The organism is Streptomyces sp. NPDC028419, assembly GCF_055565515.1.
Window position 1 is genome coordinate 38046 of record NZ_JBVHUE010000041.1, and the last position, 22252, is coordinate 60297.

20 protein-coding genes are annotated in these 22252 nt (G+C 73.6%); 10 read left to right on the forward strand and 10 right to left on the reverse strand.

The features are described 5' to 3' along the window. Positions 1–115 precede the first annotated feature (115 nt). From ACZ4UB_RS34260 to ACZ4UB_RS34270, 3 genes are read left to right on the forward strand one after another with little or no spacing between them, the layout of a single operon-like run. Entirely contained in the window at positions 116–2932 is a 2817-nt protein-coding gene (locus ACZ4UB_RS34260; protein ID WP_468076375.1) for an AMP-binding protein, read from the forward strand. Then, entirely contained in the window at positions 2929–3945 is a 1017-nt protein-coding gene (locus ACZ4UB_RS34265) for an NAD-dependent epimerase/dehydratase family protein (RefSeq protein ID WP_468076377.1), read from the forward strand. Before ACZ4UB_RS34260 ends, ACZ4UB_RS34265 begins: the two co-directional genes overlap by 4 nt. After that, positions 3942–4370 (forward strand): nuclear transport factor 2 family protein, encoded by a 429-nt coding sequence (locus ACZ4UB_RS34270; RefSeq protein ID WP_468076379.1) that lies wholly within the window; start codon positions 3942–3944, stop codon positions 4368–4370. The genes ACZ4UB_RS34265 and ACZ4UB_RS34270 overlap by 4 nt, the downstream gene beginning before the upstream one ends. A 55-nt stretch (positions 4371–4425) precedes the next feature. Here ACZ4UB_RS34270 and ACZ4UB_RS34275 read toward each other — a convergent pair whose 3' ends face one another. Then, complete coding sequence (locus ACZ4UB_RS34275) at positions 4426–4629, reverse strand: cold-shock protein (RefSeq protein WP_468076381.1); 204 nt, start codon at positions 4627–4629, stop codon at positions 4426–4428. Between the two features lie 236 nt (positions 4630–4865). Here ACZ4UB_RS34275 and ACZ4UB_RS34280 point away from each other — a divergent pair, with 236 nt between their 5' ends. Further along, positions 4866–5603: a hypothetical protein gene (locus ACZ4UB_RS34280; protein WP_468076383.1), complete on the forward strand. Its 738-nt coding sequence runs from the start codon at positions 4866–4868 to the stop codon at positions 5601–5603. Between the two features lie 40 nt (positions 5604–5643). On the opposite strand, the gene ACZ4UB_RS34285 is transcribed toward ACZ4UB_RS34280, so the two are convergent. Beyond that, a complete protein-coding gene (locus ACZ4UB_RS34285; protein ID WP_468076385.1) occupies positions 5644–6315 on the reverse strand; it encodes a DUF4097 family beta strand repeat-containing protein in 672 nt (223 codons plus the stop codon). A 228-nt stretch (positions 6316–6543) separates the two neighbouring features. On the opposite strand from ACZ4UB_RS34285, the gene ACZ4UB_RS34290 reads away from it, so the two are divergent. The 6 genes from ACZ4UB_RS34290 to ACZ4UB_RS34315 all read left to right on the forward strand — a co-directional run bounded on the left by ACZ4UB_RS34290 (position 6544) and on the right by ACZ4UB_RS34315 (position 10629). Further along, the gene (locus ACZ4UB_RS34290) at positions 6544–7278 is read left to right on the forward strand and encodes a GbsR/MarR family transcriptional regulator (RefSeq protein WP_468076387.1); all 735 of its coding nucleotides are present in this window, start codon (positions 6544–6546) and stop codon (positions 7276–7278) included. A 140-nt stretch (positions 7279–7418) separates the two neighbouring features. Beyond that, positions 7419–8570, forward strand: a complete 1152-nt coding sequence (locus ACZ4UB_RS34295) for an NUDIX hydrolase (protein WP_468076389.1) — start codon at positions 7419–7421, stop codon at positions 8568–8570. Continuing rightward, the gene (locus ACZ4UB_RS34300; protein ID WP_468076391.1) at positions 8567–9067 is read left to right on the forward strand and encodes a hypothetical protein; all 501 of its coding nucleotides are present in this window, start codon (positions 8567–8569) and stop codon (positions 9065–9067) included. The genes ACZ4UB_RS34295 and ACZ4UB_RS34300 overlap by 4 nt, the downstream gene beginning before the upstream one ends. A gap of 75 nt (positions 9068–9142) precedes the next feature. After that, positions 9143–9871 (forward strand): VOC family protein, encoded by a 729-nt coding sequence (locus tag ACZ4UB_RS34305; protein ID WP_468076393.1) that lies wholly within the window; start codon positions 9143–9145, stop codon positions 9869–9871. Positions 9872–9976: 105 nt separating this feature from the next. Next, a complete protein-coding gene (locus tag ACZ4UB_RS34310) occupies positions 9977–10321 on the forward strand; it encodes a hypothetical protein (protein WP_468076395.1) in 345 nt (114 codons plus the stop codon). After that, positions 10318–10629: a hypothetical protein gene (locus tag ACZ4UB_RS34315; RefSeq protein ID WP_468076397.1), complete on the forward strand. Its 312-nt coding sequence runs from the start codon at positions 10318–10320 to the stop codon at positions 10627–10629. The genes ACZ4UB_RS34310 and ACZ4UB_RS34315 overlap by 4 nt, the downstream gene beginning before the upstream one ends. Positions 10630–10631: 2 nt before the next feature. Here the strand turns inward: ACZ4UB_RS34315 and ACZ4UB_RS34320 are convergent, their stop codons facing one another. The 8 genes from ACZ4UB_RS34320 to ACZ4UB_RS34355 form a co-directional block, all read right to left on the reverse strand. Beyond that, positions 10632–12038, reverse strand: coding sequence for an ABC1 kinase family protein (locus tag ACZ4UB_RS34320; protein ID WP_468076398.1), 1407 nt, complete (start codon positions 12036–12038; stop codon positions 10632–10634). Beyond that, the gene (locus ACZ4UB_RS34325) at positions 12035–14311 is read right to left on the reverse strand and encodes an anthranilate synthase component I (RefSeq protein ID WP_468076399.1); all 2277 of its coding nucleotides are present in this window, start codon (positions 14309–14311) and stop codon (positions 12035–12037) included. Before ACZ4UB_RS34325 ends, ACZ4UB_RS34320 begins: the two co-directional genes overlap by 4 nt. A gap of 34 nt (positions 14312–14345) precedes the next feature. Next, on the reverse strand, positions 14346–15806 hold the full coding sequence (locus ACZ4UB_RS34330) for a nitrosuccinate lyase (RefSeq protein ID WP_468076401.1): 1461 nt from the start codon (positions 15804–15806) through the stop codon (positions 14346–14348). Next, positions 15803–17800 carry an FAD/NAD(P)-binding protein gene (locus ACZ4UB_RS34335; RefSeq protein WP_468076403.1) on the reverse strand — a complete coding sequence of 666 codons (1998 nt, stop codon included), beginning with the start codon at positions 17798–17800 and terminating at the stop codon, positions 15803–15805. The genes ACZ4UB_RS34330 and ACZ4UB_RS34335 overlap by 4 nt, the downstream gene beginning before the upstream one ends. Before the next feature lie 76 nt (positions 17801–17876). Beyond that, entirely contained in the window at positions 17877–19019 is a 1143-nt protein-coding gene (locus ACZ4UB_RS34340; protein ID WP_468076405.1) for an acyl-CoA dehydrogenase family protein, read from the reverse strand. Beyond that, a complete protein-coding gene (locus tag ACZ4UB_RS34345) occupies positions 19012–19512 on the reverse strand; it encodes a PaaI family thioesterase (protein ID WP_468076407.1) in 501 nt (166 codons plus the stop codon). The genes ACZ4UB_RS34340 and ACZ4UB_RS34345 overlap by 8 nt, the downstream gene beginning before the upstream one ends. 82 nt (positions 19513–19594) lie before the next feature. Then, positions 19595–20740 (reverse strand): ferritin-like domain-containing protein, encoded by a 1146-nt coding sequence (locus ACZ4UB_RS34350; protein ID WP_468076409.1) that lies wholly within the window; start codon positions 20738–20740, stop codon positions 19595–19597. Then, positions 20737–22251: a class I adenylate-forming enzyme family protein gene (locus ACZ4UB_RS34355; protein ID WP_468076411.1), complete on the reverse strand. Its 1515-nt coding sequence runs from the start codon at positions 22249–22251 to the stop codon at positions 20737–20739. Before ACZ4UB_RS34355 ends, ACZ4UB_RS34350 begins: the two co-directional genes overlap by 4 nt. Position 22252 lies beyond the last annotated feature (1 nt).

Here is a 22252-nt window from a genome sequence, read left to right on the forward strand (position 1 = left end):
CGACGCCTCGATCCCGACGTCCCGATCCCGACGTCCCCGAATCCACGGTTCCCCTACCTCCGGCGCGTCGCGCGGGCCACGCCGCCCCGCCGCGCCACCAGGCAACGGAGTACTTGTGAACACCGCACCTCCCCACGGCATCGCCGACCTGCTCCTCGACGCCGCACGGCACCACCCCGACCACGGGTTCCGCTACTGCCCGGGCCCGGCCGACGGCGCCTTCCACGACCAGAGCCACGCGGAACTGCTGCACGAGGCCCTGCGCGTCCTGACCGGCCTGCGCGCCCGGGGGCTGCGGCCGCGGGACAAGGTCGTGCTGGTCCTGGAGCGCCCGCAGGAGTTCCTCACCGCCTTCTGGGCCGCCGTCCTGGGCGGCTTCGTCCCCTGCCCCATGGCGCCCCTGCCCGGCGACCGGGACCGCTGGGCCGCCCAGCTCGCCCACGTCGACGCGCTCCTGGACGGGCCGCTGGTCGTCACGACGGCGTCACTGGCCGCCGAGCTGCCCGCGGTCGACGGCCTGGCGGTCGCCGAGCTGGACGCCCTGTACGGACCCGCGCCGGCCGCCCCGTACGCCGACGCCCGCGCCGAGGACCCCGCCGTGCTCGTCCTCACCTCGGGCTCGACCGGCAACTCCAAGGCGGTGGTGCTCAGCCACGCGAACCTGCTGGCGTCGATGGCCGCCAAGAACGGTCACCACCGGCTGACCGCGGCCGACACCACGATGAACTGGGTCTCCTTCGACCACGTGGCCGCCCTGCTGGAGTGCCATCTCCTGCCGCTCTCCGTGGGCTGCCGCCAGCTCCACACGCAGGCCGCGGTGATCCTCGACGAACCCCTGGAATTCCTGCGGCTCATTTCCCGGCACGGCGTAACGATGACCTTCACGCCCAATTTCCTGCTGGGGCAGCTGAATTCAAGCACGGACCGCTTGGAGTCCGGCGGAGAGCGGCTGGACCTTCGCGCCCTGCGCCAGATCATCAGCGGCGGCGAGGCGGTGGTCCGTACTACCGGCGAAACCTTCCTGGAGCGGTTCGCACCCTACGGACTGGCCCCGGGCGCCCTGTGGCCGGCCTTCGGAATGACCGAGACCTGCGCCGGATCCGTCTACTCCCGGGAGTTCCCGGAACCTGACGGCGGCGGCACGGAGTTCGCGGACCTGGGCACCGCCGTGGCGGGCCTGCGGATGCGGATCGTCGGCCCCGACGACCGGCCGCTGCCGGCGGGCGAGGTGGGCGAGCTCCAGTTCACCGGCCCGATGATCACCCGCGGCTACCACAACGACGCGCGGGCCACCCGCGCGGCCTTCACCGCCGACGGCTGGTTCCGCAGCGGCGACCTGGGCCGGGTGGACGGGGGCCGCCTCGCGCTCGTCGGGCGCAGCAAGGACAGCGTCATCATCAACGGGGTCAACTACTTCAGCCACGAACTGGAGACCGCGCTGGAGGAGTTGGACGGGGTCGCCCCCTCCTTCGTCGCGGCCTTCCCCACCCGCGCGGCCGGCAGCGACACCGAGGAGCTGGTGGTCGCCTTCCACTGCGAGGCGGCCGAGCACGACGAGGCCGAGCTGTACCGCGTGCTCACCGCGGTCCGCAGCAGCGTGGTGATGCGCTGGGGCCTGCGGCCCTCGCTCGTCCTGGCGCTGCCGCAGGAGGCGTTCCCCAAGACCAGCCTCGGCAAGATCCAGCGCGCGCTGATGCGCCGGCGCCTGGAGTCCGGTGCCTACGACGCGGTGCGCGACCGCCTCGCGGACCTGGCGCTGCGCATGCTCGGCGGGTACACCGCGCCCGAGGGCGCGACCGAGCGGGCCGTCGCGGAGGTCTTCGCGGAGCTGTTCGAGGCGGACCCGGCTTCGATCAGCGCCACCGCCAACTTCTTCGACCTGGGCGGGACCTCCCTGGACATCCTGCGCCTGCGCGGCAAGGTGGCCCGGCGTCTGGGCGTCGAGGAGCTGCCGGTCATCACCGTCCTGACCTCCCCCACCGTCCGGGCGCTGGCCGCGCGGATCGACGCGAGCGGCGGCTCCGCGCCGCGGGAGTACGACCCGGTGGTGCCGATGCAGACCGGCGGGGACCGGACCCCGCTGTTCTGCGTCCACCCGGGGGTCGGCGAGGTCCTGGTCTTCGTCAACCTCGCCACGTACTTCGCGGGGGACCGGCCCTTCCACGCGCTGCGCGCCCGCGGCTTCAACGAGGGGGAGAAGCCCTTCGCCACCTTCGAGCAGATGGTGGACTCCTACGTGAGCGCCATCCGGGCCCGCCAGCCGCACGGCCCCTACGCCGTCGCGGGCTACTCGTACGGCGGCGCCGTCGCCTTCGAGATCGCGAAGGTGCTCCGCGACGCGGGCGAGCGCGTGGACTTCGTCGGCAGCTTCAACCTGCCGCCCCACATCAAGTACCGCATGGAGGAACTCGACTTCGTGGAGACCGCCGTCAATCTGGCCCTCTTCCTGGAGCTGATCGACAAGCGGCAGGCGCGGGAGCTGCCGGGGAGCCTGCGCGCACTGCCCCGCGAGGAGCAGGTCGACCGCCTGGTGGGCCTCGCCCCCGCCGCCCGGCTGGCTGAGCTGGACCTGGACCGGGCGAAGTTCGACGCCTGGGCGGAGGTGGCTGCGCGGCTCACCGAACTCGGCCGCGACTACGAGCCCAGCGGCACGGTCCCCGCCATGCACGTCTTCTACGCGACCCCGCTGCGCGGCACCAAGCAGGACTGGCTCGACCACGAGCTGCGGCGCTGGGACGAACACACGACCGGGCCGAACCGCTACGTCGAAGTCCCCGGCGAGCACTACACCTTGATGGGCCGCCGGCACGTGGCCGCCTTCCAGAGCGTCCTGCGCCGCGAGCTGGACCTGGCCCTCGGCGACGCCGACCGGATCAGCGCCGCCCGCGCCGCCGCGGCGCGCCCCACGACCCCGCAGGGAGCGAACGGATGAAGGGCATGGACGACATGAACGGCCTGAAGGGCAAGAAGATCCTGGTCACGGGCGGCACCGGTCAGGTCGCCCGGCCGGTGGCCGAGGCCCTGGCCGAGGACAACGAGGTGTGGTGCCTGGGCCGCTTCGGCGCCCCGGGCGTCGAGCGGGCGCTGAACGAGAAGTCCGTCACCACCTGGCATTGGGACATGGACGACCCCGACGGCGGCTCCCTGCGGGACCTCCCGCGGGACTTCACCCACGTGATCCACTCGGCGGTCCGCCGCGGCGAGGACGGCGATTTCAACGCCGCGGCCGAGGTCAACTCGGTCGCCACGGGCCGGCTGATGAACCATTGCCGGGAGGCGGAGGCGTTCTTGTACGTCTCCACGGGCGCCGTCTACGCCCGCCGCACCCTGGAGCACCGCTACACGGAGTCCGACCCGGTCGACGGCGTCGCCGACTGGCTGCCCGCCTACCCGGTGGGCAAGCTGGCGACGGAGGGCGCCGTACGGGCCTTCGCCCAGGTCCTGGGGCTGCCCACGACCATCGCGCGGCTCAACATCGCCTACGGGCCCGGCGGTTACGGCGGGGTCCCGATGCTGTACTTCGCGCGCATGCTCGCCGGCGAGCCCATCGCCGTACCGCTGCGGGGCCAGAACTGGTGCTCGCCGCTGCACACGGACGACCTCGTCCGGCAGGTGCCGCACCTGTGGCGGGCCGCCACCACCCCGGCGACCCTCGTCAACTGGGGCGGTGACGAAGCGGTCGGGATCACCGACTGCATCCGCCACATGGAGGAGCTGACGGGCGTGGAGGCGCGCCTGGTGCCCAGCGCCGTCACCCGCGAGACCTACCAGTTCGATCCCGCGCTGCGCCGCGCGCTGACCGGGCCCTGCTCGGTCCCCTGGCGCGACGGCATCCGCGACACCCTGCGCGCCCTGCACCCCGACCTCGTGCGCGAGCGGCCCGAGCACGCCCCGCACGCCGAACACACCGAGTACGCCGAACACGGATTGGGAAGAGCAGCATGACCATCACCACCTGCGGCCCCTGCCCCACGCAGTCGGAGAACCTCGCGCTCATCCGCCGCGCCTACGACGCCTTCCGCACCCGCGACGTGGCGGCGCTGCTGGAGGCCCTCGCGCCGGACGTGGAGTGGGTGCATCCCGACAGCATGTCCGACTACGACCTGGGCGGTACCAAGCACGGCCACGCGGGCGTCAAGGCGTTCCTGGCCCACGCGCCGACCGTGGTGGGCGGGATGCGGCTGGAGCCGCTGGAGTTCGTGGAGTCGGGCGACCGGGTCGTGGTGTTCGGCGTGCGGCACGTGACGTCGGTGAGCGGCCGGACCGAGCAGCTGAGCTTCGTCCACTCCTGGACCCTGCGCGACGGCCGGGCCGCCCGCATGGAGGACGTCTTCGACACGGCGGCCTTCAAGCGCCTGATCGAGCACTGAACGCACCGGAGCGGGCCCGCTGACGCGGGCCCGACCTACGGCATCGGCATCGGCATCAGATGACGTGAACCTGCTGGGCCTGCGGACCCTTCTGGCCCTGGCCGATCTCGAACTCGACCCGCTGGCCCTCCTCCAGGCTCTTGAACCCGCTGCCCCCGATCTCGGAGTAGTGCACGAAGACGTCGGGGCCTCCCCCGTCCTGCTCGATGAAGCCGAAGCCCTTCTCAGCGTTGAACCACTTGACCGCGCCCTGAGCCATGTCCCGATTCCCTCTTGTTCACGTCCGCGGACACCTCGCCGCGGTACGCGCCGATCCTCTCCCGTCCACCGGCGCGCGGAGCGCGGGTGACGCGCTTCTTGACTCGACCGGGTGAACGCGCACCCGAACGCAGTACACGCCCCGTCACGGGGTCACGGCCTGCGGAAACGTTGGTCGAAGGCCCGCCGGCCTGTTACCTTCGGGCGATTTGATCACTCGGGGTGGAAGGTGTCGAGGTGCGGAACCTCAAGTTCCGGTGCGTGGCCGGATGCGTGTCGCTCGCGTCGCTCGCGTCGTTGACGGCGTGCGGGAGTTCCGCCGAGGACCAGGGTTCGCAGTCCTCCGCCGAGGCGCGACCGCTGTCGGCCGCCGAGCTGCGCACCCGCCTCCTGCCCGCCACCCTGCCCTACGGCTGGACCTCCGTGGCGGATCCCGCCGCGGACGCCGCTACGGGGTCGTCCCCATCGCCGTCGCCGTCGCCCTGCACGGACCTGATCGACGGGCAGAGCGTCGTGGACGCGAGCACGGGGGCGTCGGCCGCCTCCGCCCGCGCCACCTTCAGCGGCGGACGCTCCGCCGGGGGCGGCGTCATCCCCGGCAGGGAGACGCTCTACTCCTTCGCCGACAACGGCGCGACCCGGGCCATGCTGGACCTGCGCGACCTGGTGAGCCGGTGCCGGAGCGTGGAACTGCCCCACGCGGCGGGGGAGCCCGCGGACAAGGCCGCCTTCGTCGTCGCCGAGGGGCCCCGGATCGGGGACGAGAGCCTGGTCGTCCAGGCCCGGGTGACGGGGGCGAAGGGCGACTCCCAACGCGGCGACGCGACCGTCGTGCGCGTGGGGAGTTCGCTCGTCGTCATCAGCAGCGTCCTGTCGCTGCCCCCGTCCGAGGGCGACACGGTGGCGGGGTTCATGCCCACCGCCGTGGCCCAGTTCACCGCGGAGCACCCGGAGCCGGTCGACGCGGTCTCGTGAACCGGGCCGCCGTGGCGGGCGCCGGGCACGTCGGGGCGCTTCAGTTGCTGTGGGCGCTGATGTCGCCGTACGTCGTGCTCGCGTGGATGTGCAGGCCGGCGGCCGCGCCCTCGCTGTTCAGCAGCGCGTTGCGGATCCGCCCGTAGCCGGTCTCCGCGTCCAGCGAGGCCGAGACCCCGCGCGCCGCGCCCACCGAGATCTCCCCGGCCTGCGTCCGCAGCGCGACCCGGCCGCCCACGGCTTCGGCGATCCGGATGTCGCCCTTCGCCGTGGTGATCTCCGCGGGACCGCCGAGCCGCCCCAGCGACACGTCGCCGGCCTGCAGCGTCAGCCGCGCACCCGCCGTCTCGTCCAGCTTGACCGAGGCCAGCGCCCCCTCGAAGACGACCTCGCCCAGCCGCCCCACGCCCCGCACCTGCGCGCTGGCCACCTTCGCCTCGACCCGCGAACCGGCGGGCAGTTGCACCGTCACCTCGACCGCGCCGGAGCTGCCCAGCATCCGGCTCTTCGCCGGCTCGGCCCCGATCCGCAGGACGCCCTCGGCGTAGTCGACCGTGATCCGCTCCGCGGCCTTCACGTCACGCCCGTTCGACCCGTCCGCGGGCAGCACCTCGACGGTCGTGTCCGCACGGTCCGCGGCGATGAACCGGATCCGACCCGCGGGAACCTCGACGACGGCGGCGACCGGGGCGGGGGTGATGAACTTCTGCATGATGTTTTCCTTCACTCACTCGTTGTTTCCGACATGGGAAAAGCTACGTTGCGTTCATAGATTCGGCAACACACTCGTTGCGCTAGATCTATATACCCCCAGCTCAAACCCCCCTTTTCATTGCAATGACCCGACCTTCAACGCAACACCCCCCCTTCCCCACGTTGCAATGAACCAAGAATGAACGCTATGCTGGCGGCGCCCAGGACGACTACGGAGGAGACCGCGATGCCGGGAGGCAGACTCACCCAGCAGGAACGCCAACAGATCGCGCTGGGGCTCGCCGACGGGCTCGCCTACGCGGAGATCGCCAGGCGTCTCGACCGCCCGACCTCGACCGTCACCCGCGAGGTCATGCGCAACGGCGGCCCCACCACCTACCGCGCCGACCTCGCCCACCGCGCCACCGAACGCCGTGCGCACCGGCGCGGACAGAGCGCGCCGCGCGACCCGAAGGCGACACCGCAGGCCCACGGCCGCGACACCGAGGCCGTGCGCGCGTACGAGGAGGTGTTCGCCACCGTCTTCATGCAGTCGGGCCTGCCCACGATGACGGCCCGGGTGCTGGCCGCCCTCTACACCACCGACATCGGCAGCCTCACCGCCGCCGAACTCGCCGCGCGCCTCCAGGTCAGCCCCGCGTCCATCTCCAAGGCGATCGCCTTCCTCGAAAGCCAGGGCCTGATCCGCCGGGAGCGCGACGAGCGCCGCCGCGAGCGCTACGTCGTCGACGACGACGTCCTCTACCAGTCCACGATGGCCAGCGCCCGCGCCACCGCCCACCTCGGCGAGATCGCCCGCCAGGGCGTGGGCGTCCTCGGCCCCGGCACCCCGGCCGCGGCCCGCCTGGAGAACATCGCCCGCTTCGTCGACTTCGTCTCCGAAAGCATCGCCCGCGCCGCGGACCAGGCCCGCGCGGTCCTCCACTCGAAACCGGAAACCCCCCCGACCCCCACCCCGTAGCCGGCGTCGCCCGGGCTCCTTCTTTTCGTTCTGACACGTTGTCGAACAACCCGCTCCCACCAGCGCGGACAGGGGAGTTCTTGTCAGGAGGGCGCTTTCGGGAGTTCCCCTCGGCGACGCTCCCCTGGCACAGTCCCCGCATGCGCATCTCGACCACGGCCTCCGTCGCCCTCATCGGAAGCTTCCGGCAGCACTACCCCGAAGTCCGCGCGGCCGCCCGGATCTTCACGGACTCCGGGCTGACCGTGACGAGCCCGCCGATCTGCCGGATCGTCAGCCAGGGACCCGAGTTCGTGCGGTTCGAGTCCGACCCGCCACGGGCCTCGGACCACGACCTCCAGGCCGCGACCCTGGCGAAGATCTTCACCGCGGACCTGGTGTACGTCGTGAACCCCGGCGGATACGTCGGTCGCACCACCGCGTACGAGTTGGGGCGCGTCCACGAGCGCGGCATGGCCGTCTACTACGCCGAGCCGCCGAAGGACCTGCCGATCGCCGTCCCGGAGGGGACGGTCGTCGACGCGCGCCGATTGGTGGAGATCATCGGCGGGGGCGGCCCCGGGCCCGCTCCGGTGCGGCGGCCGCGGGTCTCGGCGCAGCCGACGGCCGACCTCGTGATCTTCACGATCCGCTCGGAACAGTTACGGGCGCTGCTCGTGCGCCGCGGCACCAAGCCGTACCGCGGGATGCTGGCCCTGCCCGGCGGGTTCGTCCGGGCGGGAGAGTCCCTGGAGGACACGGCCAGGCGCGAGCTCCAGGAGGAGACGGGGCTGAGCAGCTCCGGGATCCGGCTGGAGCAGCTGCACACGTACTCGCGCCCGGACCGCGACCCCCGGGGTCGGGTCATCTCGACCGCCTTCCTCGCGGTCACGCCGGACCCGCCGGAGGTGACCGGTGCGAGCGACGCCAGCGAGGCCGACTGGGTCGAGGTCGAGGAATCCTTGTGGGGCCCCCACAGCAGCCTCGCCTTCGACCACGGCGAGATCCTCCGGTACGGACTCGAACGCGCCCGGACCCGGCTGGAGCACACCACCGTCGCGACCGCCTTCTGCGACGACCTCTTCACCATCACCGATCTGCGCAAGGTCTACGAGGCCGTGTGGGGCTACGAGCTGAACCCGGGGAACTTCCACCGCAAGGTGGTGGAGGAGACCGCGGGTTTCGTCGTCAAGACCAACAAGGTGCGCCGGTCGGGGCTGGGGAAGCCGCCCGTCCTGTTCCGCCGGGGCACGGCGGACCTGCTGTACCCGCCGATGATGCGCGGCCGCCGCGCCACCCTCGTAGGGCCGTGACCACGAAGGACGCCACCATGCTGCCCGTACCCCCTGACAACCCGTCCTCCTGGACCTGGGGGGCGTTGATCGCCCTCGTCGCCCTGGTCGTGAGCACCTGGCTCGTCATCGACAACCGCCGCCGCGACCGGGCCGTGCGGTGGCACCAGCCCGACTACGACGCGTCGAGCGGTGCGCTCCTCGTGGTGAACCGGCTGTCGCTCACGACGGCCGTGGAGGGCGTCACGCCCGAGCTGCGCGAGCTGGTCGACGTGGTCAGCAGGCTCAGGATCGCCCAACAGCACTCCCCGGACCTGCCGTTCGCCGTGATCGTCGCCGAGTTGGAGGCCTACCGGGTACACGCGCTGCCGCAGCGGCACGCCGACCGGCTGGCCGCGGACGGGCGGCTGCTCGACGACTACCTCGCGCTCGCCCGCGCCCAGGGCGTCCGACTCGAAGCGGCGCGCGCCGGCATCGCCCACGTCCAGCGCACGATCGAAAGGCGAACGCGCCATTAGGGACATCGCCATTAGGGACATTACGTCCCGATAATCCTTGGCGGGGAGGGCGGGACGGCGCCTAGGCTCCGCAGAATGACATCTCTCTTGTTCGCGGTGAGTTTCGATGCGGGCCACCCGCCGCGCGTGGCCCGGTTCTGGTCCGGGGTCCTGGGGTGGGAGGTGGGCGAGGACGCGGGGGACGGCGTCGCGCTGGTGCCCTCGGACGACACCGGCTTCCGGCTCCACTTCGTGGCGAGCCAGGAGCCGAAGATCGAGCAGAACCGGATGCACTTCGACCTGACGAGCGCTTCCGCCGAGGAGCAGCAGCGGACGGTGGACGCGGCGCTGGGCCACGGCGGCCGGCACATCGACGTCGGCCAGCTCCCGGAGGAGGGGCACGTGGTGCTCGCCGACCCCGAGGGCAACGAGTTCTGCGTGCTGGCGCCGGGCAACGACTTCCTCGCCGACTGCGGCTTCCTCGGGGCGCTGGCCTGCGACGGCTCGCAGGAGGTCGGGTACTTCTGGAGCAAGGCGCTGGGGTGGCCGCTGGTCTGGGACCAGGACGAGGAGACCGCGATCCGCTCGCCGCACGGCGGCCCGAAGATCACCTGGGGCGGCCCCCCGGTGGCGCCGGAGGCGGGTCGGATCCGGGTCCGCTTCGAGCTGGCCGTACCGGCGGGCGAAGACCTGCCGGGCGAGGTAGCCCGACTCCTCTCCCTCGGCGCGACCCGGATCGGCCCCACCACGACCGGCGACGAGGCCGACCCCGTCCTCCTGGCCGACCCCGACGGCAACGAGTTCTCCGTACGGGCGTCGCGGTAGCCCGGACCCCCAGGGGCCCGGGGCCCACCCGGGCGCGCCGGTTCTGGCGTCCCGCCGATGGCCCGCGCACTATCGTGGACGGCGCCGACGGAAGAGGAAGCGACCATGACCACCGCCCCCGGGGCCTCGCGAGGCGTCCCGCCGATGCCCGAGCGCAGCATCCCCGCGCTCCGCGCCGCGATCGCCGCGCACGCCCCCGAGCTGCTGGCCGACTTCGAAGCCAACTGGCGGGTCAGGATCGCGGACACCTACGACATCGGCGCGGCGCCCGCGTTCCTGGCCCGCTGGTGGGGGGCGTACGCCCTGGCCCGGGACCCCGAACTCGACCACCATGTCCGGGACCTCGAACAGCGGGCGGCCGAGTGCGCCGACCCGGACAAGGCCAGAGACCTCCTCGAAGAGGCCTCCCGGATCCACCACGCTGTGGCTTCTCTCGGACCCGGCGAGTGAGCGCGGACTTCACCGGACCGCCCTGGGCAACGGACTGGACGAAGCTGGCCGCCGAGTACCGCGATGCGCTCCCCGAACGGGTCCGGGAGCTGATCGTCGACGCGGTGACCGGGCTGAAAACCTCTCGTCATCCCTACCGCGACGACCACCTCGATACGGCCGAGGTCAGCATCGAGCCCGTGCGCTCCACCGACCCCCGCGGAGCGCACGTCCTCTACTTCGACCGGGGACACGGGTGGTTGCGCTACACCTTCGTCCACCGGACGGCAGATCCGCAGATCGTCGTCGAGCAGCTCTTCTGGCAGTGACGTCACGCGGGGGCGGGCGTCTCCTGGGGAGGGGCGAAGCCGGGGAGCCAGCGCAGGGCTTCGGCGCGGAAGGGCAGTTCGCACTCCAGCTGGCACAGGACGGCCGTCGCCGCGCCGACGACGCGGTTCACCAGGACGTACGACGGCGGCAGGTTGAAGCGGCGCAGGAGGCTGCCCGGGCCGCGGTCCACGGCCTGGACGACCTCTTCGCGCAGCCACTGGCGGGTGAAGCGGTAGGTGTCCTCCCGGGTCGGGGTCGCGAGGGGCAGCAGGAACGAGGCGAGCGCGGTGTCGTCGGGCTCGGATCCCGGGCGCATGAACCCCTCCTCGACGAGGAGTGCGTGGGCGGCGCCCCAGTCGCCGAGCTGCGCGAGCCGGTTCAGGGTGCCGAGGGCGGCCGGGAAGCCGTCCGGCAGGTGTTTGACCGCCCCGAAGTCGATGACGCCGAGGCGACCGTCCGCGAGCATCCGGAAGTTCCCCGGGTGGGGGTCGGCGTGCAGGTACCCGGCGCGTTCGGGGCCGGAGAAGAGGAAGCGGGCGTACCGCAGCCCGGCCGCGTCGCGCTCCTGCTGCGTTCCGTCGCTGATGACGGCCGACAGCGGGGTGCCGTCCATCCACGCCGTGACCAGGACCCGCTCGCTGAAGTCGATCACCTCGGGGACGAGGACCTCCGCGTCGTCGCGGAAGGCCTCGGCGAAGGCCCGCTGGGCGGCCGCCTCCAGGCGGTAGTCCAGCTCCTCGGTGACCCGTTCGCGCAGTTCGTCGAGCATCGGCTCGACGTCGAGGCCGGGCGCGACGAGGGAGAACAGCTTCATCAGGCGGCCCAGCTGGCGGTAGTCCCCCAGCAGGGCCTCCCCCGCGCCCGGGTACTGGACCTTCACCGCGACCGGGCGGCCGTCCTTCCACACCGCGCGGTGCACCTGGCCGATGGAGGCGGCGGCGGCCGGTTCGTCGTCGAAGGAGGTGAAGCGCTCGCGCCAGTCGGCGCCCAGTTCGGCGGCGAGCACGGCGTGGATCCGCGGGGCGGGCAGGGCGGGCGCGGCTTCCTGGAGGACCGTGAGGGCGGCCCGGTAGGGGCCGATGACCTCCGGGGGCAGGGCCGCCTCGAACACGGAGAGCATCTGGCCGAACTTCATCGCCCCGCCCTTGAGTTCGCCCAGGACGCGGAAGAGCTGCTCGCCGGTGCGGCGCTGGAGTTCGCCGGTGAGCCGCTCGACCGGCTGGCCGAGCAGCCGCTTGCCCATGCGCAGGGCGCTGCGGCCGGCGAAGCCGAGGGGGAGGGAGGCCAGCCGGGCGTTGCGGGTGAGCGGGGAGCGCGGGATGTCCCGCGCGGGGCGGCGCGCGGGGCCGGCGGCAGGGCCCGCGCCAGGACCGGAGGAGGGCGCGGCGGCGGGGTCGGGGGTGCTCATCGCAGGCTCCCGGCGGGGATGCGGGGCGCGGCGGCGCGGGTGAGCCCGGCGACGGCGTTCGCGATCAGGGTGTGACCGGCCCGGCCGTCCGTGGTCATGATCGATTCTGGGTGGAACTGGACGGCCGCGAGGGGCAGTTCGCGGTGCTCGATGCCCATCACGATCCCCTCGGCGGTGCGGGCGGTCACGTCGAAGACCTCGGGCAGCGTGCCCGCCTCGGCGTACAGGGAGTGGTAGCGGCCCGCGGGGAAGCTGGCGGGCAGGTTCTTGAACAGCGTGCCGCCGCCGTCGAGCACCTCCACGGGCGAGGGCTTGCCGTGGACCGGTCGCGGCAGCACGCCGAGGGTGCCGCCGAAGTGCTCCACCAGGCCCTGGAGGCCGAGGCAGACCCCGAAGACGGGCAGCTGCCGGGCCAGGGCCTCCTCGATCAGGGCGGACATCGCGAAGTCGGCGGGGCGGCCGGGGCCGGGCGAGAGCACCAGCAGGTCGGGGGCGAGCGCGTCGAGCAGCGCCGGCGGGAAGCCCGCCCGGTAGGTGATGACCTCGGCGCCGGTCTGGCGGACGTAGTCGGCCAGGGTGTGCACGAAGGAGTCCTGGTGGTCGACGAGCAGCACGCGCGGGGGCCGCCCACCGCCCACCGCACCGGGGACGGGCACGGGCACGGCGCTCGTCCCGGATCCGGCACCGGTCGGTGTGCGGGGCGCGGGGTTCTCCACCGCGTCGATGAGGGCGAAGGCCTTCAGGATCGTCTCGCTCTCCTCCGCCTCCGGGTCGGAGTCGAAGAGCAGGGTGGCGCCCGCCCGTACGGTGGCCACCCCGTCGCGGATCTGGATGGTGCGCAGGGTCAGGGCCGTGTCCAGGCCGCCGTCGAAACCGATGCGGCCGACGGCGCCCCCGTACCAGCGGCGCGGGCTGCGCTCGTGCTCCTCGATGAAGGCGACGGCGGCGCGCTTGGGCGCCCCGGTGACGGTGACGGCCCACATGTGGGTGAGGAACGCGTCGAGCGCGTCCCGGTCGCCGCGCAGCCGTCCGCGCACGTGGTCGACGGTGTGGATGAGGGTGGAGTAGAGCTCGATCTGGCGGCGGGCGAGCACCTCCACGCTGCCCGGCTCGCACACGCGGGCCTTGTCGTTGCGGTCCACGTCGGTGCACATGGTGAGCTCGGACTCCTCCTTGCGGGAGTCGAGCAGGGTGCGGATCCGCTCGGCGTCCTCCAGGGGGCCGGCGCCGCGCGCGATGGTGCCGCTGATCGGGCAGGACTCCACCGTACGGGCGTCCGGGTCGACCCGGACGAACATCTCGGGCGAGGCCCCGACCAGGTGCTCCCCCGCGGCGAGGTTCATCAGCAGGCCGTAGGGGGCGGGGTTGCGGGCGCGGAGCCGGCGGAACACCTCGGAGGGGGCGTCGGCACTGGGCCGGTGGAAGCTCTGGCCGGGCACGGCCTCGAACATCTCCCCGTCGCGGAAGCGCTGTTGGGCCTCGCGGACCAGCTGCGCGTACTCACCGGGCGCGTGGTCGCGGTAGGCGGCGGGCTCGGCCGGGGGACCGTAGGGGGCGGCGGGCGTGGCGCGGTCGAGACCGACGGTGGAGCGACCCGCGTACGCGAACTCGTAGGTGTGCCGGGTCGCGGCGCCGCGCGTGCGGTCGATCTCCACGATGGTGTCCGGCAGGTGCAGGACGACCGTGCGGTCCCGCGGGTCCCGCTCCTGGTGGAGCGGTACGGGGTCGAAGCCGAGGACCAGGTCGTAGCCGAAGGCCCCGTACAGGCCCCACACCCGGTCCTGCGGGCTGGCGAGGGCGGCGACGGCGGCCCGCAGGACGGTGAGGACGCAGCGGCGGCGGGTCCGGTCCTCCTCCCGGCCGACGGGACCGGACTCCGCGCCGACGGCGACCGCGAAGCCGCCGTCCGCGCTGTACGTCCCGTCCGCCGCGTCGTGGAGCGCGCCGTGCGGGCGCAGGGCGTCGGCCAGGGCGGGCAGCAGGACCCGCCCGCGGGCGTTGAGGGCCCGTACGTGGAGCCGGTCACCGACGGCGGTCAGCTCCACCGGCGGGTCGACGTGGCCCAGGTCGTAGGGCCGGTAGCGGCCGGGCTGCTCGGAGCGGCCCGACATGAGCAGGCCGCGCCGCGTATCGAGGGCTTCCTCCAGGCGGGCCAGTTCCGCCTCGGCCCCGGCCGGGTCCAGGGGTTCGGAGAGCCGCGTGACCCGCACTCCGGCGGGGGTGGTCCAGCGCAGGGTGGTGGGGGTCTCCGTGCTTGCCGTGCTTGCCGTCATCGTGTCGTCGTCCTTCTGCGTGGTCGGGGGGCGGTCAGCGCGGGCGTCGGGTGCGCGCGTGGCGGGCCAGGACCCGGTCCACGAGGGCCGCCGCCGCCCCGGTGTAGTGCGCGGGTTCGCACAGCGCGCGCAGCGCGGGGGCGCCGTGGCGGCCGGCGAGCTCCGGCGCCGCGGCGAGTACGTCGGCCAGGTGGCGGCCGCTCTCGGCGGCGCGCGCCGAGGCCGCCGAGACCAGGCTCCGCGCCCCGGCGCGCCCCAGCTCCGGCGAGAGCAGGGCGGCGAGCCTCTCGGAGACCACCAGGCCGCCGGTGAGTTCCAGGTTCGCCCGCATCCGCGCGGGGTGGACGACCAGTCCCGCGGCCAGTTCGGCGGCGGTGGCGGCGGCGCCGCCGGTCAGCCGCAGGGCCGTGCGCAGCGTCTCCCACTCGGCGTGCCAGGCTCCGGCGGGCCGTTCGTCGTCGGTGACGGCGGCCTGGGCGAGGGTGGCCACCAGCCCGGGCAGTTGGTAGGCGGCGGACCGGATCAGCGCGGCCAGGGCCGGGTTGCGCTTGTGCGGCATGGCGGAGGAGGCGCCGCGTCCCTCGCCGGCCGCCTCGGTGACCTCGGCGGTCTCCGTGCGCGAGAGCAGCTGGACGTCGGCCGCGAGCGTGCCGAGCCCGCTGGCGGTCAGGGACAGTGCGGCGGCCAGGTCGGCGAGCGGGGTGCGCACCGTGTGCCAGGGCACCAGCGGTTCGGCGAGGCCGAGTTCGGCGGCGACGGCCGCGGTCAGCCGCGGCGCGTAGTCCTGCGGCTCCGGCGCCGCGGGGAAGCCCCCGCCCTCGCCGTCGCCCTCGCTGCCGAGGCGCGCGTATTCCAGGTAGCCGGCCATGGTCCCCGCCGCGCCGCCCAGTTGGACGGGCAGGCCCTCCTCCCGGACCCGCCGCAGCCGTTCCTCGGCGTCCAGTACGGCCTGGAGCCAGCCGGCCGCCTTGAGCCCGAAGGTGGTGGGCACCGCGTGCTGGCCCAGGGTGCGCGCGGCCATCGGGGTGTCCCGGTGCGCGCGGGCGAGGACCGCCAGCGCGGCGGCCGTACGGTCCAGGTCCGCCAGGATCAGGTCCGTGGTGCGGGCCGCGACCAGCATCAGCGCGGTGTCGAGGACGTCCTGGCTGGTGGATCCCTGGTGCACGTACTGCGCCGCCCCGGGGTCCTGGCGGGCCACCGCTTCGGTGAGCATCCGCACCAGCGCCACCACCGGGTTGGCGCTCGCCCGGGCGCGCACCGCGACCTCGCGCAGGTCGTAGAGCTCCGCGCGCGCCGCGGCCGTGACGGCCCCGGCGGCGCGGGCGGGCACCACGCCGAACCGGGCCTGGGCCCGGGCCAGCCCGGCCTCCGCGTCGAGCATCGCCTGGAGGACGGCGGTGTCGCCCGTCGCGACCTCGGCGGCGGTGCCCGCCCGGACGGGCGACAGCAGGCCGCTGTCCGCCACCGGTTCCGCCACCGGCCGGGGCGCGCTCACGGGCGCTCCCGCGGAACGGCTCCGGCGGATACGGATACGGGCACGGGTACCGCTGCCGGCACGGCGAGGTCGAGCAGGGCGAGCGCGATCGCGTCGGAGTCCCCGAGGGTCACGGAGTTCACGCCGGGCCGGATGCCCGCCGCCGTGACCCAGTGCACGGCCTCGGTCGGCACCCCGTAGGCGAAGCGCCGCGGGTGCGCCCGGCCCGCGGCGTCGACCAGCCGGTAGGGGCGGGCGGTGACCGCCACGCCACCGGTCCGGTGGGAGCCGTGGTCGAGGTCGCGGATCTCGTGGGGGCGGCAGGCCCCGGTGGCGGCCAGGTGCCGCAGCAGCGGGTCGGCGGTGCGGCGCAGGTCGGGTTCGGGCAGCCGGGCCTCGATGAGGGTGGTGACCTCGGTGCGCGAGCCGGGGACCTCGGCCGAGGCGACGACGAACGCCCCGGCCCGCTCGTCGGCTTCCACCCGCATGCCCGGTCCGAGGACCGTGAGCACCCCGGCCTCGACGAGGGCGATCATCTCCTCGATGCGGCGCGGCGGCGGACCGATGGACAGGAAGGCGTTGAGCGGGGTGTACCAGCCGTCCAGGTCCTCGCGGTGGGAGCGGCCCGTGAGCCCGCCGTGGTCCACGACCAGCCGGATCTCGTTGCGCAGGTCGCGCAGGACGTCCAGCGCCGCCTTCAGCGGGCCGTCGACGTTCCCCTCCTCGGAGGCGGCGAGGTCCCGGCGCAGGACCTCCAGCAGCCGCGCCCGGAAGTCGTCGGCGCCGCGGAAGGGCAGGTCCCCGTAGGGGCGGGCGATCCGCTCCCAGTCCCAGCGCTCCCCGGGACCGATGCCGAAGCGGGCGAACACCTCGCTCTCCTCGGCGGATCCCCAGGGCGTCGCCAGGGTGCTCTCCTCGAACCGGCGGGCGTGCTCGGGGTCCACCCGGCGGGCCAACAGCGCCGTGTGGAAGACGGTCTCGACCTCCTTGGCGATCAGCGGCCACAGGTCGCGGACGAAGTCGAGGCCCTCGACGTCGGCGACGGCGCGCAGCTGCGCCAGCCGGTCCGGGGTCAGCAGCCGGGAGTGGTGGCGCCCGTGCGCGCCCTTCTGGTTGCGCCCGCGCGAGTGGTACGGAACTCCGCGCCGGGAGGCGGCGTACAGGCGGGGTTCACGGCCCGAGGGGCGGTAGACCAGGGTCCCGTCCTGGCGCTCGAAGGTGCCGCCGCGGCCGAGGGTGAACAGGGCCATGTGGTCGAAGAAGTTGAGCCCGAGGCCGCGCAGGGCGACGGCCTCGCCCGGGGCGACGGCGGACAGCTCGGTGTCGGCGGGGTTGGCCGGCGGGACGTGGCGCAGGCCGTGCGTACGGGCGAACTCCGCGAGCCGCCGCTCGTCGGCGTCGGGGAGCAGGGGCAGGTGGCCCTGGGCCATGACCACGGCGTCGAGGTCGGCGATGCGGGTGCCGTTGGCGAGGGTGACGCACTGGCGTCCGTCCGCCTGGTCGTGCAGGCGGACCGCGCGCAGGGGGTGGACGTGGACGGTGAGCCGCGGGGGTGCGGTGCGCACCACGCGGCGGAACACCCACTCCAGGTAGTGCCCGTAGAAGGCGCGCGTCGGGTACGAGTCCGGGGTGAGGTCCCTGGCTTCGGCCAGCACCTGGTCGTCGTAGGCGGTTCCGTCGTGGGCGGTGGCGTCGTGGGCGGCGTCGTGGGCGGTCGCGTCGACGAGGCCGCGGGCCCAGGCGTAGAGGCTGGGCCCCGGGGCGGGGGCGCCGGCCATCTCGACGCTCGGGTCGGTGAACAGGGTGACCTGGGAGGCGACCGTGTTCATCAGCAGGTGGTGGGACTGCCGGGTGCGCCAGACGCTGCCCGCGCCCGGCCGGGCCGGGTCCACGAGGTGCACGGTGACGGTGGTCCCGGCGGCCCGCTCGCGCGCGTCGGCGCAGAGCCGCTCCACCACCGAGAGCCCACGGGGACCGGCGCCTATGACGCAGACCTCCAGCTGTCTGTCACTCACGTACGTTCTCCGTTCCGGCGGGCGGTTGGGGGTGCGGGCTGGTGCTTCTGTGTGTGTGTGGGGGGCGGAGGGGTCCTCAGACGCCGAGGTCGCGGCCGATGAGTTCCTTCATGACCTCGTTGGTGCCGCCGTAGATCGCGTGCACCCTGTTGTCGACGAAGGCCCTGGCCACCGGGGTCTCGCGCATGAAGCCGTAGCCGCCGTGCAGTTGCACGCAGCGGTCCAGCACGCGGCGCTGGACGTCGGTGGCCCACCACTTGGCCTTCGCGGCGGCGACGGCGTCGAGCCGGCCCGCGTTGTGCTCGGCGACGGCCCGGTCCACGTAGGTGCGCGCCACGTCCAACTCGGTCGCCATTTCCGCGAGTTCGAAGCGGACGTGCTGGAAGGAACCGATGGCCTGACCGAACTGGCTGCGGGACTTGCAGTGCGCGAGCGTCTGCGCGAAGGCGGTCTCGGCGGCGGCCACGGCGTAGGCGGCGATGCCGAGGCGTTCCTGGGGAAGGTTGTTCGCCAGATGGAGGAAGGCGCGTCCGGCCCGTCCCAGCAGGTTCGCGACCGGCACCCGCACCTCGTCGAAGAACAGCTCGGCCGTGTCCTGTGCGGCCATGCCGATCTTCTCCAGCTTGCGGCCGCGCTCGAAGCCGGGCATGCCGCGCTCGACGACCAGCAGGCTCAGTCCCCGCGAGCCGCTGCCGGGCTCGGTGCGGGCCACCACGATGACCAGATCCGCGTGGATGCCGTTGGTGATGAAGGTCTTCGCGCCGCTCAGCACGTAGTGGTCGCCGTCGCGGCGGGCGCTGGTGCGGATGGCCCGCAGGTCGCTGCCGGCCTCGGGTTCGGTCATGGCGATGGCCGTGATCAGCTCGCCCGAGCAGAAACCGGGCAGCCAGCGGCGCTTCTGTTCCTCGGTGGCGAGGTCCAACAGGTAGGGGGCGACGACGTCGTTGTGGAGGGCGAAGCCGACGCCGGTGGCGCCGACCCGCATGATCTCCTCGCTGATGATCGCCTGGTAGCGGAAGTCGCGCACGCCCCCGCCGCCGTACTCCTCGGGCACGTCGATGCCGAGGAGGCCGAGCTCGCCGGCGGCGCGCCACACCTTCCGGTCGACCAGCCCGTCCCGCTCCCAGTCGGCGTGGAAGGGCGCGATGTCCCGGTCCACGAACTCGCGCACCATGTCCCGGAAGTCGAGGTGTTCCTGGTCCAGTTCGCTCTCACGCACGGTGGCTCCCGGCCCGGTGGATGATCTGCTCGACCGTCCCGGTACAGGCGGGCCGCCCGTCCTGGAGGAAACGGACCTCGGCGACCGCGCGCCGGGTCGAGCAGCTGGTCAGTACGGCTTCCACGGACACCGGACCCGGCAGCAGCGGCGCGTGGTAGGCGACGGACAGGCCGGCGGTCAGGAAGCCCGACCCGTCGGGGATCGCCGACAGCATCACCAGGCCCGCGAAGTGGTCGACGAGGCAGGCGATCCAGCCGCCGAAGACGACCCCGGGGGTCAGCGTCAGCCGCGTGTCGAACTCCGTCTCGCAGGTGACCAGGCCGGGCAGCCAGGAGGTGGCCGGCGGCAGGGCGAGGGTGTGCGCGGCGGGCGGGTCGGGCACGGTCCCGTCGGCCAGCCCGGTCAGGGTCCGCCGCCCGCTGGTGTCGGCGTCGGGGGCGGCGAGGCCGCGCAGGCGACCGGGCCGGGCGGGGGGCAGGGTGACTTCGAGCATGTCGGTCTCTCCGCTGGTCCAGGGGCGGGACGGGGCGTGGTCCCGCACGGGGCGGGACGGGGCGGGGCCGGGCGGAGCCCGGTCAGGAGGCGGCGGGTGCGCCGTCCGCGACGGGTACGCCGTCCGCGGTGAGGGAGCCGAGGTCGACGACGGAGGCGATGTCGCGGCGGCGGAAGTCCATCTCGCGCCGCGTCAGCTCGTCCACGGCCGCCTTGTCGTCCAGCTCGCGCAGCGCGGCCTCGTCCACGGTGTGGAAGCCGAGGACGCCCATCTTCCGGAGCGCCTCCTGCACCCGCGGGCCGAACATGCCGATCTCCTTGAGGCCCGGCACGATCCGCATGAAGACCAGGCGGCGGAACTCCCGCTTGGCGGGCGAGCGGCGCGAGGCCTTGATGGCCTCCTCGCCGTAGCCGAGGGTGTTCCAGATGTCGTCGTCGACGTACCGGTCGCGCAGCGCCCAGCAGCCTTCGACGACGAAGTCCTCGCGCTCCTTCAGCTCCGTCTCGCTGAGCTGCGGGTAGTACTCGCGCAGCAGCAGCCGGCCGAAGGCGACGTGGCGGGCCTCGTCGCGGGCGACGTAGGCGCTGAACGCGCGGGCCAGCGGGTCCTTGAGGCGCTCGCGGTGCACGCCGAAGGTGGCCAGGCCCATGTTCTCCACCAGGATGTGCGCCGCGAGCACGCCGAAGTCCCAGCGCGGTTCGCGCATCGCGTGCTCGAACATCGCGGCGATGGACGGGGAGAGCCCGTACCGCAGGCCGATCTTGGTGTGCAGGAAGCGGTTGAAGCCCTCGACGTGCCGGGCCTCGTCCATCAGCTGGGTGGCCGCGTACAGCTTGGAGTCCAGGTCGTTGACCGTGAGCAGGATCTTGCCCACCGCGATCAGGGCGGCCTGCTCGGAGTGCAGGAACTGCGAGTACAGCCAGCCGCTGCTGTGCTTGCGCACGATTCTCCGCTCGCTCTCGGGCATGCGGTCCCACAGCGCGGACCCCGAGATGGAGATGAAGTCGTCCGGGAGGCCGAGCGGGTCGTCGGGGTCCACCTCGTGGTCCCAGTCGAGGCGTTCGTCCATGTCCCACTGGCGCTGCTTGCCCTGCTGGTAGAGCCGGACCATCTTGTCGTTGCGCCGGTCGTAGTCCCATTGGATGACGGCGTCGCCCTGCACCGGGACGGCCCATTCGCCGGCGAGCGCGGTGAGGATCTCCGGGCGCGTGTAGTCGGTGGTGGTCACGGGGTGTTCTCGCTTTCGATGACGAGCCGGTGGGCCAGCTCCCGCAGCCGGGGCCGCAGTGCCTTTCCGGCGGGGTTGCGCGGGACGGTCTCCAGCGGCAGGAAGTGGCTGGGCCGCTTGTAGGCGGCCAGTCCCTCGACGCACAGCCCCAGCAGTTCGGCGGGGTCGAAGGACTCGGGGGTCCGGGGCTGGACGAACGCGACGGGGATCTGGCCCCACACCGGGGAGTGCACCGGTACGACGACCACGTCGGCGACGTTCGGCGACTGCCGCAGGACGTGTTCGATCTCGGCCGGGTAGACGTTCTGGCCGCCGCGCAGGATCAGGTCGTTGCGGCGGTCGACGATCCAGACCAGGCCGTCCGCGTCCACGCACCCCATGTCGTGGGTGTTCAGCCAACCGTCGCGCAGTACCTCGGCCGTGGCCTCCGGGCGCTTCCAGTAGCCCTGCATCAGGCCCGCTCCGCTCACCTGGACCTCGCCGAGGTCGCCCGGTGCGGCGTCCCGGCCGTCGGCGTCGGTGATCCGCAGTGCGGTGCCGAGCATGGGGCGTCCGACGCAGACCGCGCCGGGGAGCGGGGGCGGGCCGACCTCGGTGTGCGGGGCGAGCGAGACGACCGGTCCGCCGCCCTCCGTGATGCCGAAGACGGTCTGGAGCTCGACGCCGAGCCGCTCGCGCGCCTCGGCGGCGAGCTCGGCGGGCATCGGGGCCGCACCGTGCAGGAGCAGCCGCAGCGCGCCGAGGTCGGTGGTGGGCAGGGCCCGCGCGTCGAGGGTGAGGCGGACCATGGACGGTACGAGGAAGGCGTGTTCGACCTGCCAGCGCTCCAGGGCGGCCAGGCAGCCCTGCGGGGTGAACCGGTCCAGGACGCAGACCGTACCGCCCGCCGCGAGGTGGTCGAGGGCGATCACCACGCTGCCGTGGAAGAGCGGGCCGGCGCCCAGGAAGACGCTGCCGGGCCGCGGGCCCACGTCGGCCAGCCAGGACAGCGCGTTCAGTTGGAGGGAGCGTTGGTCGACGACGACGCCCTTGGCGGTGCCGGTCGTGGCGGAGGTGTGCAGGATCATCACCGGGTCGGCGAGGCCGGCGCCCTCGTGCGGTGTCGGCCGCGGCCCGGCGTCCGGGAGGCCGGCGACGCCTGTGATGTCCGTCAGCGGCAGCGCGGGGTACAGGGCGGCGAGCCGGGCGAGGCCCTCGGTGTCGGCGACCGCGGCGGCCGGTTCCACGGAGGCGACGATCGCGTCGACCTCGCGGTCGGTGAGGGCCGGGTTGACGGGTACGGCGACCAGCGCGGCGGACGCGCAGGCCAGGTAGGTCTCGATGACCTCGACCCGGTTGCCGCTGAGGACCAGGACGCGGCCGCCGCGCGGGACCTCCCGGCGCAGCCGTGCGGCCAGCGCCTCCACGTCGCGGTGCAGGCGCCGCCAGCTGACGTCGCGGGCGGCGTCGCGCAGGGCGAGGGCGTCGGGGGTGCGGTCCAGTCCGCGGCGCACCACGTGGTTGAGCCACATC

Excerpts from the sequence above, each read along its gene's own strand:
- ACZ4UB_RS34355 (WP_468076411.1), bottom strand. The coding sequence starts at position 22,251 with ATGTGGCTCAACCACGTGGTGCGCCGCGGACTGGACCGCACCCCCGAC.
- ACZ4UB_RS34325 (WP_468076399.1), bottom strand. The coding sequence starts at position 14,311 with ATGACGGCAAGCACGGCAAGCACGGAGACCCCCACCACCCTGCGCTGG.
- ACZ4UB_RS34275 (WP_468076381.1), bottom strand. The coding sequence starts at position 4,629 with ATGGCTCAGGGCGCGGTCAAGTGGTTCAACGCTGAGAAGGGCTTCGGC.
- ACZ4UB_RS34305 (WP_468076393.1), top strand. The coding sequence starts at position 9,143 with ATGACATCTCTCTTGTTCGCGGTGAGTTTCGATGCGGGCCACCCGCCG.
- ACZ4UB_RS34265 (WP_468076377.1), top strand. The coding sequence starts at position 2,929 with ATGAAGGGCATGGACGACATGAACGGCCTGAAGGGCAAGAAGATCCTG.
- ACZ4UB_RS34345 (WP_468076407.1), bottom strand. The coding sequence starts at position 19,512 with ATGCTCGAAGTCACCCTGCCCCCCGCCCGGCCCGGTCGCCTGCGCGGC.
- ACZ4UB_RS34290 (WP_468076387.1), top strand. The coding sequence starts at position 6,544 with ATGCCGGGAGGCAGACTCACCCAGCAGGAACGCCAACAGATCGCGCTG.
- ACZ4UB_RS34295 (WP_468076389.1), top strand. The coding sequence starts at position 7,419 with ATGCGCATCTCGACCACGGCCTCCGTCGCCCTCATCGGAAGCTTCCGG.
- ACZ4UB_RS34320 (WP_468076398.1), bottom strand. The coding sequence starts at position 12,038 with ATGAGCACCCCCGACCCCGCCGCCGCGCCCTCCTCCGGTCCTGGCGCG.
- ACZ4UB_RS34310 (WP_468076395.1), top strand. The coding sequence starts at position 9,977 with ATGACCACCGCCCCCGGGGCCTCGCGAGGCGTCCCGCCGATGCCCGAG.
- ACZ4UB_RS34285 (WP_468076385.1), bottom strand. The coding sequence starts at position 6,315 with ATGCAGAAGTTCATCACCCCCGCCCCGGTCGCCGCCGTCGTCGAGGTT.
- ACZ4UB_RS34270 (WP_468076379.1), top strand. The coding sequence starts at position 3,942 with ATGACCATCACCACCTGCGGCCCCTGCCCCACGCAGTCGGAGAACCTC.